This is a genomic window from Streptomyces fuscigenes (assembly GCF_021556455.1).
GTDB lineage: Bacteria > Actinomycetota > Actinomycetes > Streptomycetales > Streptomycetaceae > Streptomyces > Streptomyces fuscigenes.
Map to the genome: position 1 here is coordinate 1 of NZ_JAKGCV010000081.1, position 17,399 is coordinate 17,399.

The 17,399-nt window shown below is 73.8% G+C and carries 15 protein-coding genes and 1 pseudogene; 8 read left to right on the forward strand and 8 right to left on the reverse strand.

The genetic code is table 11. The features are described from left to right. Nucleotides 1-258: pseudogene (locus tag L1885_RS10220) on the reverse strand (hypothetical protein); the annotation flags it as partial. A 597-nt stretch (nucleotides 259-855) separates the two neighbouring features. Here L1885_RS10220 and L1885_RS10225 point away from each other — a divergent pair. Further along, nucleotides 856-1,884 carry an ABC transporter substrate-binding protein gene (locus L1885_RS10225; RefSeq protein WP_235796721.1) on the forward strand — a complete coding sequence of 343 codons (1,029 nt, stop codon included), beginning with the start codon at nucleotides 856-858 and terminating at the stop codon, nucleotides 1,882-1,884. A 110-nt stretch (nucleotides 1,885-1,994) separates the two neighbouring features. Here L1885_RS10225 and L1885_RS10230 read toward each other — a convergent pair whose 3' ends face one another. Together L1885_RS10230 and L1885_RS10235 are read right to left on the reverse strand one after the other, a co-directional pair. Next, nucleotides 1,995-3,512 (reverse strand): lysine N(6)-hydroxylase/L-ornithine N(5)-oxygenase family protein, encoded by a 1,518-nt coding sequence (locus L1885_RS10230; RefSeq protein WP_235796722.1) that lies wholly within the window; start codon nucleotides 3,510-3,512, stop codon nucleotides 1,995-1,997. Nucleotides 3,513-3,985: 473 nt separating this feature from the next. Beyond that, nucleotides 3,986-4,552 (reverse strand): GNAT family N-acetyltransferase, encoded by a 567-nt coding sequence (locus L1885_RS10235; RefSeq protein WP_235796724.1) that lies wholly within the window; start codon nucleotides 4,550-4,552, stop codon nucleotides 3,986-3,988. A gap of 774 nt (nucleotides 4,553-5,326) precedes the next feature. Here L1885_RS10235 and L1885_RS10240 point away from each other — a divergent pair. Next, entirely contained in the window at nucleotides 5,327-6,196 is an 870-nt protein-coding gene (locus L1885_RS10240) for a L,D-transpeptidase family protein (RefSeq protein WP_235796726.1), read from the forward strand. A 223-nt stretch (nucleotides 6,197-6,419) separates the two neighbouring features. Here the strand turns inward: L1885_RS10240 and L1885_RS10245 are convergent, their stop codons facing one another. Further along, nucleotides 6,420-6,629, reverse strand: a complete 210-nt coding sequence (locus L1885_RS10245) for a DUF397 domain-containing protein (RefSeq protein ID WP_235796727.1) — start codon at nucleotides 6,627-6,629, stop codon at nucleotides 6,420-6,422. Beyond that, nucleotides 6,626-7,522, reverse strand: a complete 897-nt coding sequence (locus L1885_RS10250) for a helix-turn-helix domain-containing protein (RefSeq protein ID WP_235796728.1) — start codon at nucleotides 7,520-7,522, stop codon at nucleotides 6,626-6,628. Before L1885_RS10250 ends, L1885_RS10245 begins: the two co-directional genes overlap by 4 nt. 164 nt (nucleotides 7,523-7,686) lie before the next feature. Here L1885_RS10250 and L1885_RS10255 point away from each other — a divergent pair, with 164 nt between their 5' ends. Next, entirely contained in the window at nucleotides 7,687-8,313 is a 627-nt protein-coding gene (locus L1885_RS10255; RefSeq protein ID WP_372481906.1) for an ATP-binding protein, read from the forward strand. Nucleotides 8,314-8,499: 186 nt separating this feature from the next. Here L1885_RS10255 and L1885_RS29375 read toward each other — a convergent pair whose 3' ends face one another. After that, nucleotides 8,500-9,495 carry a hypothetical protein gene (locus L1885_RS29375; protein WP_372481907.1) on the reverse strand — a complete coding sequence of 332 codons (996 nt, stop codon included), beginning with the start codon at nucleotides 9,493-9,495 and terminating at the stop codon, nucleotides 8,500-8,502. Between the two features lie 517 nt (nucleotides 9,496-10,012). On the opposite strand from L1885_RS29375, the gene L1885_RS10265 reads away from it, so the two are divergent. After that, nucleotides 10,013-10,636: an HAD family hydrolase gene (locus L1885_RS10265; protein WP_235796729.1), complete on the forward strand. Its 624-nt coding sequence runs from the start codon at nucleotides 10,013-10,015 to the stop codon at nucleotides 10,634-10,636. Nucleotides 10,637-10,753: 117 nt separating this feature from the next. Beyond that, complete coding sequence (locus L1885_RS10270; protein ID WP_235796730.1) at nucleotides 10,754-11,569, forward strand: YqjF family protein; 816 nt, start codon at nucleotides 10,754-10,756, stop codon at nucleotides 11,567-11,569. A 116-nt stretch (nucleotides 11,570-11,685) separates the two neighbouring features. Here L1885_RS10270 and metG read toward each other — a convergent pair whose 3' ends face one another. Beyond that, the gene (gene metG / locus L1885_RS10275; protein ID WP_235796731.1) at nucleotides 11,686-13,293 is read right to left on the reverse strand and encodes a methionine--tRNA ligase; all 1,608 of its coding nucleotides are present in this window, start codon (nucleotides 13,291-13,293) and stop codon (nucleotides 11,686-11,688) included. Nucleotides 13,294-13,770: 477 nt separating this feature from the next. Between metG and L1885_RS10280 the strand changes: the two genes are divergently transcribed. From L1885_RS10280 to L1885_RS10290, 3 genes are all read left to right on the forward strand, one after another. After that, a complete protein-coding gene (locus L1885_RS10280) occupies nucleotides 13,771-14,772 on the forward strand; it encodes a hypothetical protein (protein ID WP_235796732.1) in 1,002 nt (333 codons plus the stop codon). A gap of 190 nt (nucleotides 14,773-14,962) precedes the next feature. Continuing rightward, a complete protein-coding gene (locus L1885_RS10285) occupies nucleotides 14,963-15,811 on the forward strand; it encodes a heavy metal-binding domain-containing protein (RefSeq protein WP_235796733.1) in 849 nt (282 codons plus the stop codon). A gap of 101 nt (nucleotides 15,812-15,912) precedes the next feature. Further along, the gene (locus L1885_RS10290; protein ID WP_235796734.1) at nucleotides 15,913-16,392 is read left to right on the forward strand and encodes a hypothetical protein; all 480 of its coding nucleotides are present in this window, start codon (nucleotides 15,913-15,915) and stop codon (nucleotides 16,390-16,392) included. A gap of 176 nt (nucleotides 16,393-16,568) precedes the next feature. Here the strand turns inward: L1885_RS10290 and L1885_RS10295 are convergent. Next, a partial coding sequence (locus tag L1885_RS10295) for a VWA domain-containing protein (protein ID WP_235796735.1) occupies nucleotides 16,569-17,399 on the reverse strand: 831 nt, incomplete at its 5' end.

Sequence of the window (17,399 nt, forward strand, 5' to 3'; positions counted from 1 at the left end):
CTTCGCCGGCGACGGCACCGCCCTGACCGGGGCGGGAGCGGCCTTCGCCGGAGCGGGGACGGCCTTGACCGGGGCGGGCGCGGCCTTGGCGGGGGCCGGGGCTGCCTTGGCCGTGGACGGTACGGGGGAGGGTCCGTCGGCGAAGGCCGCCGCGGCACCGCCGAGGGCCAGCGCCGCCGCGGCGGCGGAGATGCCCGCCACGAGTCGCAGCCGGCCGCGGGGGGTGCGGCGGTCGGTTCCGGAGTGCTGAGCTGACATGCGGTTCCTCGAATCGTTCGGTCGGTTGGTCGTGTGGGTCTCGGGCGGGAGGCGCCTCCACCACGACAGACGTGCGGGGCGGGCCGGGGTTGCGGGTGGGACGAAAAAACGTGCGAGCCGGATCGCCACACGCCGGCGCCCTGGCGCGCGGGGCCCCCGGGCGGAGCCGGACGGGCAACCCGGGCAGGCGGCCCGGTCGGGCAACCCGGACGGGCAGCCCGGACGGGGCAGCCGGATGAACGGCGGAACGAACAGTTCGACGAACAGCAGGAGGCGAGCCGCGGAGAGGCGGTCGGACGGCCGGTCGAACAGGGTCCGGAAGCAGCCGGGCCGCCGCGGATGCCTTCTTGTTGGCGCCCCTTCCCGTCGGTTAGGTTCGCCTCGCTCCGACGCCCACGGCCCCGGCCTCGGCCACGTCGCGCCGGCCACCGCGGCTCCGGCCGTGTCACGCCGACCACCACGACCCGCTCCGGCCGGCCCTGCCCGCTCGACTCCGCGTACGCCACCGCGGCTGTCCGGCAGGCACGACCGCGCTCCGGCCTTCACGGCTTCGGCCCGCTCGACTCCGCTTCGACCACCTCACGGGGGAGGCGCTCCATGGCGTTCCGGTTCCGCTCCAGTCGACGCCCGGGCGCGTGCCGCCGCGCGGCCCGGCGGACGGCGGCCACCGTCGCCGCCCTCGGGCTCGGACTCGGCCTCGCCGCGTGCGGCGGCGGTACGGGCGCGGGCGGCGGGAAGTCCGGCGCCACCGGCGCGGGCGCCCACAACGCGACCCGGACGCTTCACACCGTCATGGGCGACGTCGCCGTGCCGCCGCACCCGGACCGGGTCGTGGTGCTCGACACGGACGCTCTCGACTCCGCTGTCACCCTGGGCGTCCGTCCCGTCGGCGCCACCACCGTCGCGGCGGGCGCGCCCGTCTCCACGTACCTGCCGAAGGACGAAACGGCCCGGACCCGGCCCGTCGGCGTGATCGGCTCGCCCGACCTGGAGCGCGTCGCCGCTCTGAAGCCCGACCTCATCCTCGGCAGCAGGGCCCGGGACGGGAAGAGCTACGCCCAGCTGTCGGCGATCGCCCCGACCGTGTTCACCGACACCACCGGCCCCACCTGGCGGCAGAACTTCACGCTCCACGCCCGCGCCCTGGACCGCACCGGCCGCGCCGCCCAGGTCGAGAAGGCGTACACGACCCGGGTGCGCCAGGTGGTCACCTCGATCGGCGGCGCGGCCGAGGCGGCGAGGACGAAGGTGGCCTTCGTCAGGTTCGTCGAGGGCGCCGACACCCGGCTGTACCTCAACGACACGTTCGTCGGCTCGATCTTCCACGACCTCGGCCTCGGCCGCCCCGCCGACCAGGACAGGAACGGCTTCTCCCTGGACGTCTCACCCGAGCGGATCGACCGCGCCGACGCCGACGTGATCTTCCACTCGACCTACGGGGACCCGGCGAAGGCCCGGGAGACCGGCATCGTCGGCGGCCCCCTGTGGCACGGGCTCAAGGCCGTGCGCCACAAGAGGGTGTTCGCCGTGGACGACAACCTCTGGATGCTCGGCATCGGCTACACCGGCGCCGGGCGGGTCCTGCGGCAGATCGGCACGGACCTCGGGGCGGGCGCCGCGTCCTGAGCCCGTGCCGGCCGCACGAGAACCCCGCGCCGGCGCCCCGCGCCCCGTCCCGCCGTCCCGCCGTCCCGCCGTCCCACTCCGTCCCGCCCCGACGGCGAGAGGAGGCCGGCCTACCCCGGCTGGGCGGCGTCCCCCGCCCCACCGGGCAGCGCCGGGCCCCGCACGTCGGGCGGCGGTGCGCCGAACGTCGTCCAGGCCGCCTGCTCCGGCACCCGCAGAACCGTCCTGCCGGCGACCGCGTTGAGGATCGTCGCCGCCCGCCACGCGCCGAGCGTCAGGTCGGGCGCGCCGACGCCGTGCGTGTGCAGTTCCGCGTTCTGGACGTACAACGCGCCGGGCACCCCCGGTTCGAGCGCCACCCGGTACGAGCCGTCGATGCGGTAGCGGCCCTTCTCGTCCCAGTCGATCAGCTTGACCATGCCGTCCAGGAACGGAGGGCGGACGGCCGCGTATCCGGTCGCGCTGACCACCGCGTCGGTGCGCACCGTGAACGACGTGCCCTGTTCGTCGTGGCGGCACGCCAGTTCGTACCCGCCCTCCTCCAGCGCACTGATGCCGGCGACCGTGACGCCCGGGTGCAGGGAGGCCGGCGCGGGCGCGCCGCCGATCGTGCGCTCGTACAGCAGGTCGTGGATGTCGGCGAGCGTCTCCTCGCTGACGCCCTTGTAGAGCTGCCACTGCCGTGCCAAGAGCTGGTCGCGTCTGTCCTCCGGCAGCGCGCGGAAGTAGCGGACGTAGTCGGGTGTGAAGTGCTCAAGCCCGATCTTGGAGTACTCCATCGGCGCGAAGGCCGGGGTCCGGGCCACCCATCGCACGAACGGGCCTCCGTGCGGGCCGCGTTCGCCCGCCGCGCCCGGTTCCGGTGCCGGTGCCGTCTCCGGTGCCGTGTCCGGTGCCGTCTCCGCTCCCGGGTGCGGTCGCGGGTGCGCTCCCGGGTGCGGTCGCGGATCCGGTCGCGGATCCGGTTCCGTGTAGTGCCGCAGCAGGTCCAGCACGATCTCCGCGCCGGACTGGCCGCCGCCGACGACGGTCACGTCGCGGGCGCGTGCCAGTTCCGCGCGGTGGGTGCGGTAGTCGGCGCTGTGCAGCACGCGCCCGGCGTGCGCCGCGGCACGGACGTACCGGCGCAGCGGCTGCGGCACCACCGGCTGCGTCCCCACGCCCAGCACCACCTGGCGGGCCAGGACGCGGGTCGTGGCGGATCCAGGCCCGGACCGGAACGTGACCGCCAGCGCCGACGCGCCCTCGTCGGGTGTGATGTCCGTGACCTGCGCGCCGAACCGGCACGACGGCAGGGAGTTCGCGACCCAGCGGCAGTAGTGGTCGTACTCGCGGCGGGGTATGTGGAAGCGCTCGGAGAAGAAGAACGGGAACATCCGGTCGTGTTCCCGCAGGTAGTTGAGGTACGTCCAGCGGCTGGTGGGGTCGGCCAGCGTCACCAGGTCCGCGAGGAAGGGGACTTGCAGCACCGTGCCGTCGAGCAGCAGTCCCGGGTGCCAGGAGAAGGCGGGCTTGGCGTCGAGGAAGAGCGCGCTCAGGCCGGGTGCGGCGTCGGCGAGCGCCGCGAGCGACAGGTTGAAGGGCCCGATGCCGACCCCGACGAGGTCGTGGACGATGGGTTCTGCCATACGGATCTCCTCGGTGGGAGGGGTGGGAGAACGGCGTACACGCGCACGCGCACGTCACGCCGCGCTCCCCGTACGGCGGTTGCCGTCGCTCCGCGACACCGGCGGGCAGCCGGTCGTGCCGTGGCCAACCGGCAGTCTACGAAGCGTTGTTGAGAATCAGGGCCGTCCCGGAGGGTCCCGGGGGGCGGCCGGGAGCGAGGAGGGCGCACACCCGCGCTCCGTCCCGTTGCTCCCGCGCGGCTCAGCCGCCGCTCAGGACCCGGATGCGGACACGGATCCGGACGCGGCCCCGGACCCGGAACCAGAGGCAGATCCGGATCCGGATCCAGACGCAGAGGCAGACCCGGAACCGGAGGCAGCCCCGGATCCGGAACCAGACGCAGACCCGGACCAGAGGCAGAGGCGGCCCCGGAACCGCAACAGAGGCAGAGGCAACCCCGGACCCGGGCCCGGGCCCGGACTCGTCGCCGCCGTCAGGGACGCAGGGCGCGTCCCCAGACCTCGGTGGCCCGCCCGGTGCCGACGGACGGCACGTGCGGGTCGTCCGCCCCTGCCGTGCCCAGCCGCACCCAGCCCCAGGCGGTGAGGGACGCGGCCGCACCCTCGTTGCCGGGGTCCGCGCGCGTGACGGCCAGTGCCGCGTCCGTACGGGCGAGGAGCGCGTCGAGCAGCCGTCCGGCCACTCCCATCCGCCGGTAGGGCGGCCGTACGGTCAGCTCCGCGAGGGCGAACACCTGGCCGGATACGGTCAGTTCCTCCACGTCCCACGGCTCCTCGGTGCGCAGGTCCCGCCACCAGTCGCCCGAGCGGTCGATGAGGTAGCCGTAGGCGTGCCCGGCCGTGCGGCCGCCGGACCCCGCGACGACCATGTCGAACCCGTCCCGGCTGAACGCGCGGCGGAACGCGGTCAGGAACGCCTGCCGGTCCTCGTACTCCGCGCCGTGAGCGCGGTGGTACGTCTCGACGAATTCATCCGCGAGGGCTTCCTGCTGCTGCTCGGCCTGCCACCTGCTCAGGTGACGCAAGAAGACTTCTGCCACGTGAGGTTGTCCTCCCACCTGGGCCCGTGCGGACCGTGAACATCTGCGTCCATCGTCGCAGGGCAGGCCCGGTGACGGGAACCGTGCCAAGGATCTTTGTCGGTCCGGGGCTCCCGTCCGCGCCCTCCGCGCCCCGGGGCGGCGCCCGGACCCGTGTCTCATGTCGAACCCGAGCCACGCCGGGCCCGCGTCAGGCCGGGGCCGCGTCAGGCCGGGGCCGCGTCAGGCCGGGGCTTTCGTCTCATGTCGAACCCGTGCCACCCCGGGCCCGCGTCAGGTCACCCGCGTACGCGGGCCCCTCCGCACGTCTGTCCGGCCCGGCCGCGCGGCGCGGCGCGCCTCCGTCACGGTCCTCCGCCGTCCGGCCCGGGGCCCGCGGCCGACACGTCCCCCGTCCGGCGCCGGACGTCCGGCGCGGCGCGTCACCGCAACCGGCCAGGTCCGGGCACCTCCGCTCCCGTCCCGTCGATTTCGCGGGGTCCGGCCGTCCGGGGACCTCACCGTCTTGACGTACCGTGACCATTCACGGCCGCCCATCACCCGGTGTGTGCAGGCCGCTATCCTGTGCGGGCCGGTGCGACGCCTTGCGGCGGACACCGTCTTGTACGGGGGGACGCGCACCGCATGTCCGGCGGGGCGTCACGCGTCGGTCGGGTGCCAGGGGCACCGGATCCGCCGGGTGCCGCGACGCCACGCACCAGCAGGTGCCGCCGCAGGATCCGTACGCGGTCCGTACGGGCCCCTGGGCGGCTTCGTACCGCCGAAGGGCTCACCATGTCTCACCCGTCCGTCCGACCCGGCCTCCTCCGCGCGCTGCGGGGCGGATCCCGGCCGGCCGCCGCCCTGCTCGTCGGCGGGCTGCTGCTCGCCGGCTGCGGCACGGCGGGCACCGCGGGCGGGCACCACGAGAGCACGGGAGACCGCTCGGCCGGGCAGCCGGACGCCGCCGGGACTTCCGGCCACGGCGGCCAGGGCGCGGGCGACGACGGCAAGGCCAACCGCTCCGAGACCCGTTCCGCGCTCAGCGCCCGCATCCCCGACCAGGCGTCGCCGACACTCCCCGGGGTCGGCCCCCGCATGACCGCGCGGATCCCCTCCACCACCCGCCAGGCCGTCGTGGTCACGGGTGCGGGCCACGACACCAACACCGCGACCTTCCGCCTCTACGAGCGGACCGACGCGGATGCGCCGTGGCGCCCCGCCCTGGACGTCTGGCCCGCGCACAACGCGCTGCGCGGCTGGACGGCGCACCACATGGTCGACGACCGGCGCTCGCCCATCGGGGTCTTCTCCCTGACGGACGCGGGCGGCAAGGAGCCCGACCCCGGCACCAAGCTGCCCTACGACCACAGCTTCCACTTCACCGCGTACGGGCGCGGGTTCGACGGCGAGCCGCTGGCGGGCGCCTTCGACTACGTCGTCGCCATCAACTACAACCGCGACCCCGGCACGAGCCCGCTCGACCTGGACAAACCGATGGGCACGGAGCGCGGCGGCGGCATCTGGATCCACGTCGACCACGGCGGTCCCACGCAGGGCTGCGTCTCGATCTCGAAGGACCACATCAGGCAGTTGCTGCGGACGCTGGACCCGGAGAGCCACCCGGTCGTGGTGATGGGCGACGCCGCGTCGCTGGCGAGCTGAGGCGGACCGTAGCGGGGACGGGGGGCCGGGGACGGGGGACGGGCGCCGACGGTGGGCGGACGAGGCGAGCCCGGGCGGTGCCCCGCAGCCGGGCCGACCGGGCGGTGCCCCGCAGCCGGCGTCTCCGCTCCGTCCGCCGGCGGCCGGTGCGCGCCGACGGACGGGCCGTGACGGCGCGGTGGCGCATCGGCGGCGCAGAACGTGCGTCCGCGAGGCCGAGTCCTCACGACCCCGAGGCGTACCCCACGAAACGGACCCAGGCGCCGGGCGTGAGCGCCAGGCGTGCGCCGTCGACGTCCTTGGAGTCGCGGACGTGGACCGTCCCGGGGGTCGCGGCGACCTCCACGCAGGAGTTGCCGTCGTTCCCGCCGCTGTAGCTGCTCTTGAACCAGGCCAGTTCGGGCGCGTGCCGTCCGGACACCGTGCGCATCATGTCTCTCCCAGCAGTCTCTCGATGAAGGCCAGCGACTCGCGCGGCGGCAGGGCCTGCGCGCGGATGGTGCCGTAGCGCAACTCAAGGATACGAAGCTGCCTGGGATCGGTGGTCGGGCGGCCGTTGAAGGCACCGTCCGAGCGCCCTACGGCCGTACCGTCCCCGAACTTCAGCATCTCGATCCTGCCGTCCAATCCGGAGTGCGTTTCACAGTGCAGCGGCATGACCTGGAGGACGACATGGTGCAACCGCCCGACAACCAGCAGGCGTTCGAGTTGGCGACGCCACACCATTGTCCCTCCGATGGGCCGGCGCAGCGGCGCCTCTTCCAGGACGAAATGGATGGACGGTGCCGGGTCGCGGTCGAAGACCGACTGGCGGGCCAGGCGGGCGGCCACCATGCGTTCCACGTCGTCCGGTGAGTACGGCGGCTGCGCGGCCCGGATCACGGCACGCGCGTGCTCCGGGGTCTGCAGGAGCCCGGCGACGATGTTGCACTCGTACACGCCGATCTCGACGGCCGTGGCCTCCAGCTTCGCCAGCTCCCGTACCTTCTTCGGGTACCGGACCCGCCCGACGTCCTCCTTCATCGCGGCGAGCAGGCCGCCCGCGCCCAGCACCTCGTCGGCCTTGTCCAGGTACTCGGGCCGGGGGATGCGCTTCCCGCCCTCGATCTTGTAGACCAGGTCCTCCCCGTACCCCACGGCGGCCGCGAAGTCGGGCGCGCGCATCCCCACCGCCTCGCGCCGCAGCTTCAACTGCCGCCCCACGGTGGCGATCACGGCCACGCCCCAGTCGTCGTCCGGGTCCACCTCCCAGCCCGGCTCGTGGGCGTTCTCGCGCCCCGCCCCGTCCCGGTCCGTCCCGCTCGCCACCCCGCTGTACACCGGCATCGGCGTCCTTTCCTCGCACCGCGGCACCGCGTCCGTCACCCTCGCGCGCTACCCGTGCCGCCCGTGCCGACAGTCCGGACAGCGCCGGACAAGCCCCGGACAGTCACCGTACGCAACGGCCCTGTCACTCCCCACGGTAGGCCGCGGCGGCCACTCTCGGTGACGTGAACCAGGAACCTCTCGCCTCCCCCGCCCGGCCCGCATGCGGGCGCGTGTCCGAACACCGTCCGGCCGACCTCGACTTCAGCGTGCTGTTGTCGTCCACACCCCGGGGCGCCCGCCTCGCGCGTCTGCTCGCGGACACGCAACTGCGGGACTGGGGGCTCCCCTCGGATCCCGCACGGCTCCTCGTCGCCGAGCTGGCGGCCAACGCCGTCTCCCACGGCCGGGTCCAGGGACGGGACTTCAGGCTCACCCTCCGCCTGGCCGGGGACGTCCTCCGCATCGAAGTGGCGGACGCGCGGGGTGAGCGCCTGCCCGAACTCCGACGGCCGCGACCGGATGCCGAATCGGGTCGCGGCCTGCTGCTCGTGGACGCACTCGCCCACCGCTGGGGAGTCGCGGACGGCCCCTTTCCGCGCAAGACCGTGTGGGCCGAACTGCGCCTCGCGACACCGGAATTCCCGGCTCCGCATGGCTGCGTCCCGCATGCCGGGGCACCGGAACCCGGATTCCCGTGCTCCGGTGCCCCGGGCGCCTTCCCCAAGGAACACCAGAGGGAAAGAACCCCCGCCGAGCCCACCCCTCCGCCCGTCACCGGAGCCAGGGGCGGGACTCACTCGGGCGGGTGAACATCACCGGCTCGGCTGGATTTCCCATACCTCGACTGCTCTACGCTCAGCGCGACAAGCAGAGCATTCCCAGACATACGTCGGCCCCCGGCCGGGACTCGCAATCCCGATCGAGGGCCTGACCACCGAGGAAGAAGAGCCTTCCCGATGGGTACCCCCGACCCTAGCGTGCACCCGCACGCCCAGTCAGCCGTTGCCGCCGACGAACCCCCCGCCCGGGCGACGCGGCACTCCCGCGTTCGGCCGCCCGCCGAACGCGCCTTCGGCGTCACGCACGACAACTCCCGTCACACGAGCCGCTTCACGGTGATCGGCAACCACCTCGCGCAGCACGCCGAACTCTCGCTGCTCGCCATCGGCCTCGCGGTGCACATCCAGTCGCTGCCCGCCGGCGCGCGCATCGACATCAAGAGCCTCACGGAGCGCTTCCCCGAGGGCGCGGCCCGCATCGCCGCCGCCCTGCGCGAACTGGAGGCCCACCACTACCTGCGCCGCGAACGGGCGCGCATGCCCGGCGGCCGGATCGTCACGCGCACGGTCTCCTGCAACCAGCCGCGTGCGGCGGCACGGCAGCAGGCCCCGGCCGGCGAACAGCTCCCGCCGTCCCGGCGCCGCCTCCCAGCGACGGCCCGGCCCGCCCCGGCCACCGGCGCCCAACCGGCCCCCGAGGCATGCGCCGCCCGACCGTTCGGCACGCAACCGGCCTCCGCCACCGCCGCCGGGCCAGGGCGCCCCAGCCAACCCGGCAACCCCAGCCAACCCGTCCACCTCGACCATCTCGGGGATCCCGACCATCCCGACCATCTTGGCCATCCCGATCACCCCGACCACCTCCACCACCCCGATCACCCAGATCAGCCCGATCACCTCGGCCGCTCCGATCAGCCCGATCACCTCGACCGCTCCGGCCGACAGCGCAGGACGCGCGGAAGACACCCCCTGCCCGCCGTACCGGAGCCCTGCTTCCCCACCGCGCCCCTCCTCGGCACCGCCACGGACCTCCTGACCGGCCTGCACCACGCGGACCCCCGTCTCCTGCTGTCCGCCTGCGACGCGGCGCACCTCGCCCCCGGTGTCGCGGCCTGGCTCGAACGGGACGTGCACCCCGACGCCGTACGGCACGCGCTGACGACCGGCCTCCCGCCCGAAGGCCCCCGGCGGGCCGCCGCCCTCCTGGCCCACCGGCTCACGGCGCAACTGCCGCCACCGCCGCCGTTCCGCGAACCGGAGCCCCCGCCGCCGGTCCACCACCCCTTCCAGACCTGCGACCTCTGCGACCGCGCCTTCCGCTCCCCCGAACCGGGCACGTGCCGCGACTGCCGCCCGTCGACTCCGGCGGCGGCGTCGGTGGTGCGGGGGACGGCGACAGCGACGACAGCAACGGCATCGACGGTGAGGGGGACGGGGACGACGGCATCAGCGTCGGCATCGGCGTCGGCAGGACTGGCCGGGACACGCCGACACCTGTCCGCATCGCCGGGGTCTGCACCGTGGTGAGGAGCCCTCGCACAGGGCCGACGCGACAGGCGCGCGCCTGCCGGCACGACAGGCGTGCGCCCTCTTCCCGAAAACCTTGACCTTGCCCCATGGGGAGGGAAGATGCTGTCTCTTGTCCGGGGGGACGGGCCGCCGGGGCCCGCTCGGCAGGATCGTCGCGGCCGACATGATCGGCGGGACCGTCACGGGAAGGGGAGCTCAGATGGTCGAAGCCTGCGTCATTCTCGACATTGGCGGCGTGCTGGAGATCACGCCGGAAACGGGCTGGCTGGGGCGGTGGGAGGAACGGCTCGGGATGCCTCCGGGCGCCGTCGACGAGCGGATGCACGACGTGTGGCGGGGCGGCAGCCTCGGGCACATCGGCGAGCGCGAGGTCCGCGACCAGTTGTCGGCCCGCCTCGGTATCGACTCCGCTCACGCCGACGCCTTCATGGAGGATTTCTGGCACGAGTATGTGGGGACGGCGAACGAGGAGCTCATCGACTACGTGCGCGGACTCCGCGGAAGCTGCCGACTGGGCATCCTGAGCAACAGCTTCGTCGGCGCCCGCGAGCGGGAGACCGAGCTCTACGGATTCGACGAACTGGTGGAGCGGATTCTCTACTCTCACGAAATAGGCGTCGCGAAACCCGACCCGCGTGCCTTCGAGGCCGCCTGCGCCGCTTTGGACGCCCGGCCGGAGGACTGCCTGTTCATCGACGATCTGACGGAGAACGTACGGGCGGCCCAGGCGGCGGGCCTGAAGGCGCATCTGTTCGAAGGCAACGCCGGGGCGTTCAGATGCATCGCGGCACACCTGGACGGCGCACCTTCGAGCGCAGGGTGATTCCGTGCCCTGGTGAGCGCGGGGCCGCGCGACTCCGCGGGCAGCCGGGGCGGCCCGCCCGCAACACCCGTCAACGACCAGCCGCCCTCGCGCCCTTCACTCTGCGATCCTGGCCGGATGGACAGCCCGGAGCACAGCGCACCCGAGCCCGCCGCCCCTGAACCCGTCACGCCCGAACACGTCACGCCCGGACCCCCCGACCCCGAGCCCGTCGCCCCCGACGGACCGCCCCTGCGCACGCGCACGCTGCTCACCCAGGAGTGGCAGGACCTCGCGATGCTCCACTGGGCGGTGGACCCCGCCGCCGTGGCGCCCCTCCTGCCGGCGGGCACCCGGCCGGACCTGTTCGAGGGCACGACATACGTGGGATTGATCGCGTTCCGGATGTACGGGATCGGTTTCCTCGGCCTGCCCGCGGTGCCTTACTTCGGGACGTTCCCCGAGACGAACGTGCGGCTGTACTCCGTGGACGGACAGGGCCGCCGCGCCGTGGTGTTCCGCTCCCTGGAGGCCGCCAGGCTGGTGCCCGTACTCGTCGCGCGGGCCGGGTTCCGGCTGCCGTACACCTGGGCGCGGATGCGCGTCCGCCGCGAGGACCCCGGCGGGAGCGTACTCACGTACACGAGCGGCAGGCGCTGGCCCGGGCCGGTCGGCGCCGCCGCGCGGATCCGCATCAGGGCGGGCGAAGCGATCGCCGAGCCGACGCCCCTCGAACACTTCCTCACGGCACGCTGGGCGCTGCACACGACCCGCGGCCGCGGGCTCGCACACCTGCCGAACACCCACCCGCGCTGGCCGCTGCACCGCGCGGAGCTGCTCGAATGCCGCGAGACGCTGATCGCGGCGGCGGGCCTCGACGCGCCGCTCGGGCCGCCCGCGAGCGTGCTGTACTCGCCGGGCGTCCCGGTCCGCTTCGGCCGCCCCGGGCGCTGAACACCCGGCCGTCCCCGGGCGTCGGCCCCGTCGCGCGACGCCGGAGGCCGGCCCCGGCAAACCGGGACCGGCCTCCTCGCGTACGTCCGTCGCGAAGGACGCGACGGTCGGGACGGTCAGGCCGTCGGGGGCTCCTCCAGGCGGGGGAAGAGCACCGCGCCCTTGGTGACCGTGGCCCCGGCGGGCAGCCGGCCCCACGTGGCGGTGTCCGCGATGCGCTGGTCGGCGAGCGCGCCCAGCGACTCGGCCGCGCCGAGCGAGTCCCACAGCTTCTGGCTGGTGTCCGGCATGACCGGGTTCAGCAGGACCGCGATCGCACGCAGCGACTCGGCCGCCGTGTACAGGATCGTGGCGAGCCGCGCCTGGCCCTCGTCGGAGGTGTCCTTGGCCACCTTCCACGGCTCCTGCTCGGTCAGGTAGCCGTTGACCTGCTTCACGAAGTCGAAGATCGCCGCGATGCCGCCGGAGAAGTCCAGCTCCTCGCCGATGCGCCGGTCGGCCTCGGCGACCGCCTTCGACAGGCCGTCGCGCACGGCCTGCTCGGCGTCGCCGCCGGCCGTGGCCTCCGGCAGCTTCCCGCCGAAGTACTTGCCGACCATGGCCGCGACGCGGGACGCGAGGTTGCCGTAGTCGTTCGCGAGCTCGGAGGTGTAGCGGGCGCTGAGGTCCTCCCACGAGAAGGACCCGTCCTGCCCGAACGCGATCGCGCGCAGGAAGTACCAGCGGTAGGCGTCCACGCCGAAGTGCGTCGTCAGGTCCTGCGGCTTGATGCCCGTCAGGTTGGACTTCGACATCTTCTCGCCGCCGACGAGCAGCCAGCCGTTCGCCGCGATCTTGCCGGGCAGCGGGAGGCCGTTCGCCATCAGCATCGCCGGCCAGATGATCGCGTGGAAACGCAGGATGTCCTTGCCCACCAGGTGCACGTCGGCGGGGAAGGTCGCGTCGAACCTCGTCTGGTCGGCGCCGTAGCCGACGGCCGTCGCGTAGTTGAGGAGCGCGTCGATCCACACGTAGATCACGTGCTTCGGGTCCCACGGGACCGGGACGCCCCAGTCGAACGTCGAGCGGGAGATCGACAGGTCCTGCAGCCCCTGCTTGACGAAGTTCACGACCTCGTTGCGCGCCGACTCCGGCTGGATGAACCCGGGGTTCGCCTCGTAGTGCGCGAGCAGCTTCGGACCGTACTCGCTGAGCTTGAAGAAGTAGTTCTCCTCTTGGAGGATGTCCACCGGCTTCTTGTGGATGGCACACAGCTGCGTGCCGTCCTCGGCCTCGATGAGGTCCCCGGGGAGCTTGTACTCCTCGCAGCTCACGCAGTACGGGCCCTCGTAGCCGCCCTTGTAGATCTCGTCCTTGTCGTACAGGTCCTGGACGAACTCCTGGACCCGGTCCGTGTGGCGCTTCTCCGTGGTGCGGATGAAGTCGTCGTTCGCGACGTCGAGGTGCGTCCACAGGGGGCGCCACGATTCCTCGACGAGCTTGTCGCACCACTCCTGGGGAGTGACGCCGTGCGCCTCGGCGGTGCGCAGGATCTTCTGACCGTGCTCGTCCGTGCCGGTGAGGTACCACACCTTCTCGCCGCGCTGCCGGTGCCAGCGCGTGAGCACGTCGCCTGCGACGGTCGTGTAGGCGTGGCCCAGATGGGGAGCGTCGTTGACGTAATAGATGGGGGTGGAGACGTAGTACGTCTTCTCGCCCCGCGCTTCGGGTTCTGTGGCCGCCATGCTCGAAATGGTATCCGCCGCGTTCCGGTGCCTCCCAACCGTTTCCCGGGCCGCCGCGGCGCCGCGGGAACCGTGCGTGGCCGGTCCGCTCCGCGCCGTGGGCGGGCCGCTCCGTACTGCCGTGCGGGCGCCCGGGGGTGAACACTGGACACCTGTCCCCGTGTACGGGGGCCGGGGCGTCTAGGGTGCGGAGCGGGAGGAACGGGACAGCGGTACGGGAGAGCGGCGAGAGCGGCAGGAGTGCTGCGGGATCTTCGTCGCGTTCCCGATCGTTCCTCGTCGTGGGCCCGTGTTCGGATCCCGTGCGCCGGGCTTGCGGGACCGCGGGCTTCCGGCTCGCCGGAGTTCCCGCTCGCCGGGTCCCCGGGCTTTCCGGGGCCCTCGGCTTCCGGGTGCAGGGGTCTCGGGGCTCCCGGGTTGCGGGTCCCGCGCGCGACGGTGCGCGACGGGCGCAGAGGCGGCAGGAGGTGTGGTCCGGTGGCAGGTGGGTCGGATCGGACGGATCGGTCGGGCGGAGCGGAGACGCCAGAGTGGGACGGCGTCGGGCTGCCGCCCGCCGCACGGGAGCGGCTGGAGGGCGTGCAGCGCTCGGGCACGTGGTCCTCCGCGCTGTCCACGGGCGCCTTCGCGGCGGTGCGCTCCGTGGGCTTCGATCCCGTCGGACAGGTGATGGGCTCGGCCGTCTACCAGATCTGGAACGTCTACGACTGCCGCTACTCCGGCGCCGACCTGCTGAACCGGGGCGCGCCCGCGCAGACCGTCCTCTACGGCGTGGAGGGCTACGACGCGGCGCGGCGCACCGCGCTCGAACGGCTCACCAGCGAGTGCGCGGCGCTCGGCGGCGACGGAGTGGTCGCCGCGGAACTCACCGTCGCGCCGTTCCCCACGGACCCGGGCTACCTGGAGTTCAAGGTCATCGGCACGGCCGTGCGGGCGCGCGGCCCGGTGCGCCCGAAGCGCCCCTTCACCTGCCACCTGGACGGGCAGGGCTTCGCGAAGCTCGTCTCCAACGGCTGGGTGCCCGTGGAACTGCTGGTCGGCATGGCACGCGCGGTCACGCACGACACGTTCCTGACGAACGTCCAGTCGAGCAGCTGGAGCAACGCCGAGGTCGACGGCTGGTCGCAGCTCGTGCAGAGCGCGCGGGGGTCCTCCCGGCGCCGGCTGGCCCAGCTGGTGCGCTCCCGCGGCGGCGACGGCGTGATCCTCGCGTCGGGCTCGCTGGTCGTAAGGGAAGCGGCCTGCTGGCGCGTTCCCGACCAGCGGGACCACGTGGCGGACTCGACCATGATCGGCACGTCCGTCGCCGCGTTCCGCAGCTCCCCCGCGGAGCCGAGCACGCTGGCGGTCCTGCCGCTCGGCCGGCACGCCGACCGGCTCAGGGCGCGCCTGGCGGCCGTGGAGTCGTCGCCGTACGGGGACCCGCTGGAGCGGACGCGCCTCGTGCGGGAACTGAGCGACCTGGGCGAACAGGGATGACGGCCGCCACACGGGCGCCGTACGGGACGGACGCGCCGCGCCCGGGCCGGGCGTGCGCTCCGGCCGGCACGGCTACGGCTACGGCTGCGGCCACGGCGGCCGACGCCGGGCGCGCCAGGGAAGTTGCAGGACCCATCGATCCGCCGGACAGCGCTGCGGAGGACGCAGCGGACACGACAGAGGTGACGACGTGAGCGCAACGCAATCCGAGCCCGGACCGGGACCCTCGCAGGAAGGCGTACCCGCCGATGCCATGCGCAGGCTCGCCGAGCTGACGCCCGGCAAGGCCGGGTCGATCTTCACCAGCGACCTGTCGGTGAACGAGTTCCTGCTGGTCAGGGAGGCAGGCTTCCGGCCGATCGGCCTGGTGCTCGGCAGCTCGATCTACCACGTCGGCATCCAGATCGGCCGCTGGAGCAAGAACCAGGAGCTGGAGACGCTCAGCCAGGCGATGTACCACGCGCGCGAACTGGCCATGACCCGCATGGAGGCGGAGGCCGCGCAGCTCGGGGCCGACGGCATCGTCGGCGTCCGGCTCAGCGTGGAGGCGCGGGACTTCGGCAACGACATCGCGGAGTTCATCGCCATCGGCACCGCGGTGAAGGCCGACGAGCCGGCGCCGGGCGGCACGTCCTGGCGCAACAACAAGGACCAGCCGTTCACCTCCGACCTGTCCGGCCAGGACTTCTGGACGCTCATCAGGGCCGGATACGCGCCGCTCGGCATGGTGATGGGCACCTGCGTCTACCACGTCGCGCACCAGCGGATGGGCGCGGCGCTGTCGAACTTCGGCAAGAACGTCGAGATCGAACGGTTCACGCAGGCCCTGTACGACGCCCGCGAGCTGGCCATGGCCCGGATGCAGGCCGAGGCCGAGGAACTGCACGCGGAAGGGGTCGTCGGCGTCCAGCTCAACGCCCACAACCACCGCTGGGGCGGGCACACCACGGAGTTCTTCTCCATCGGCACCGCGGTGCGGCCCCTGCGTGAGGACCACGAGATCGCACGGCCGACGATGGTGCTCAGCCTGGACGGCTGAACCGCGCGCGGGAACCCGTCGAGGGAACGGAGCAGCCGGGCCGGGGCGGCCGGGCTGCCGGGAGTGAGGACGGCCATGGAACGAGAAGGGGGAGGTCGCGCATGAGCGGCACGGGCGGCGAGGAACAGGGCGCGGCGGACGGCGCGGACGGGCGGGGCGGCGACGGCGTGGCGACGCCCGGCGCGTCCGTCGAACTGCTGGCCGCGGCGCTGCGCAGGGACGCGGCCGACCTCGACGTGTACGCACAGGTGCTCGGCAGCTCCCTCGCCGAGGCCCTCCCGCCCGGTTCCGTGGAGCTGGAGCGCAAGCGCTCGGTCGGGGACCGGATGTCGGGCCGCCCCGGGCGGGTCGAACGGGCCGAGATCGCCCTGGGCGACGAACGCCTGATGCTGACCATGGCCCGCGGGCGGCTGGTGCCGGAGATCCTCAAGGTCGTACGCGGCGTCGTGCTCTCCCGCACCCAGGTGGAGATGGACGAGTGGGCACGCCGGCTCGCCGAGGCGATCACCGCGCGGGCCCGCTCCGACGCCCGCGCCCGCGCGGCGCTGGAGCGGCTGGTCGTGGGCGGCGCGGAGCAGTAGCGGCCCGCGGCCGCCCCGTACGGCGTCCGGCGCGACGGCTTGTCCGACCGCCCCGCGACGGCGTGAGCGGCAGGCGCTCGACACGACGGACGCTCCGTACGGCACTTCGTACGGAGCGTCCGTCACGCGGGCCCGGCTCGTTCGGCCGGCTGCCCGGCCGGCCGGCTGCCCCCCGTTCAGCGGCCCCCGGCCGCCTCCCATGCGCTGACCAGGCCCGCGTAGAGGTCGGCGTGGGGCAGTTCGTGCGGCTCGGGGCCGGCGTGGAAGAAGCCCACGTGGTCCATCTCCTGCTCCGTCTTGCGCAGGAAGTCGAACGCCTTGGAGTCGTACGGCCCGAACGCGACGAACGCCCAGGCCAGCGACTTGCCCGCCACATCGCTGAGCGCCTGGCGCGCGACGAGCTTGGCGTCCGGCGCGCCGTCGGTCTGGAACACGACGAGCGCGGGGCGCCCGGCCGCCGCGGCCGCCGACTTCTCGTAGTGGTCCACGACCTCCTCGACGGCGCGGTGGTAGCTGGTGCGCCCCAGGCGGCCGAGGCCCGCGTGGGTCTCGTCGATGACGTTCTCGTACGCGTCGAGCGAGAGGTCCGCCGAGCCGTCGATGTCCGTCGAGAAGAACACGGTGTGCACCACCGGCTCGGTCGCGCCCAGGTGCGCGGCCAGCGCGAGCACCTGCTCGCCCAGGCGCTGGGCGCTGCCCTCCTTGTAGAAGGACCGCATGGAGCCGGATCGGTCGAGGACGAGGTACACGGCCCGTTCGGGCGCGTCCGCCCCGCCCAGGGCCTCGCCCGCCGCGTCGTACGCGGCGCGCAGCGCCTCCGGGACGCGTCCGCCCGCATCGCCGGCACCGCCCGCCGCGTCCGCACCGCGCGCCGCGCCCGCCGCGTCCGCCGCGTCCGCCGCGACGGCGGAAGAGCCCGCGGCGGTCCCCGACTCGGCCTCGGGGGCCGCCTCGGACGTCGACGGGGTTTCGGGCTCGGGTACGGACGCCGCCTCGGGCGCCGCCTC

Excerpts from the sequence above, each read along its gene's own strand:
- L1885_RS10225 (WP_235796721.1), top strand. The coding sequence starts at position 856 with ATGGCGTTCCGGTTCCGCTCCAGTCGACGCCCGGGCGCGTGCCGCCGC.
- L1885_RS10230 (WP_235796722.1), bottom strand. The coding sequence starts at position 3,512 with ATGGCAGAACCCATCGTCCACGACCTCGTCGGGGTCGGCATCGGGCCC.
- L1885_RS10240 (WP_235796726.1), top strand. The coding sequence starts at position 5,327 with ATGTCTCACCCGTCCGTCCGACCCGGCCTCCTCCGCGCGCTGCGGGGC.
- L1885_RS10245 (WP_235796727.1), bottom strand. The coding sequence starts at position 6,629 with ATGATGCGCACGGTGTCCGGACGGCACGCGCCCGAACTGGCCTGGTTC.
- L1885_RS10250 (WP_235796728.1), bottom strand. The coding sequence starts at position 7,522 with ATGCCGGTGTACAGCGGGGTGGCGAGCGGGACGGACCGGGACGGGGCG.
- L1885_RS10265 (WP_235796729.1), top strand. The coding sequence starts at position 10,013 with ATGGTCGAAGCCTGCGTCATTCTCGACATTGGCGGCGTGCTGGAGATC.
- L1885_RS10270 (WP_235796730.1), top strand. The coding sequence starts at position 10,754 with ATGGACAGCCCGGAGCACAGCGCACCCGAGCCCGCCGCCCCTGAACCC.
- metG (WP_235796731.1), bottom strand. The coding sequence starts at position 13,293 with ATGGCGGCCACAGAACCCGAAGCGCGGGGCGAGAAGACGTACTACGTC.
- L1885_RS10290 (WP_235796734.1), top strand. The coding sequence starts at position 15,913 with ATGAGCGGCACGGGCGGCGAGGAACAGGGCGCGGCGGACGGCGCGGAC.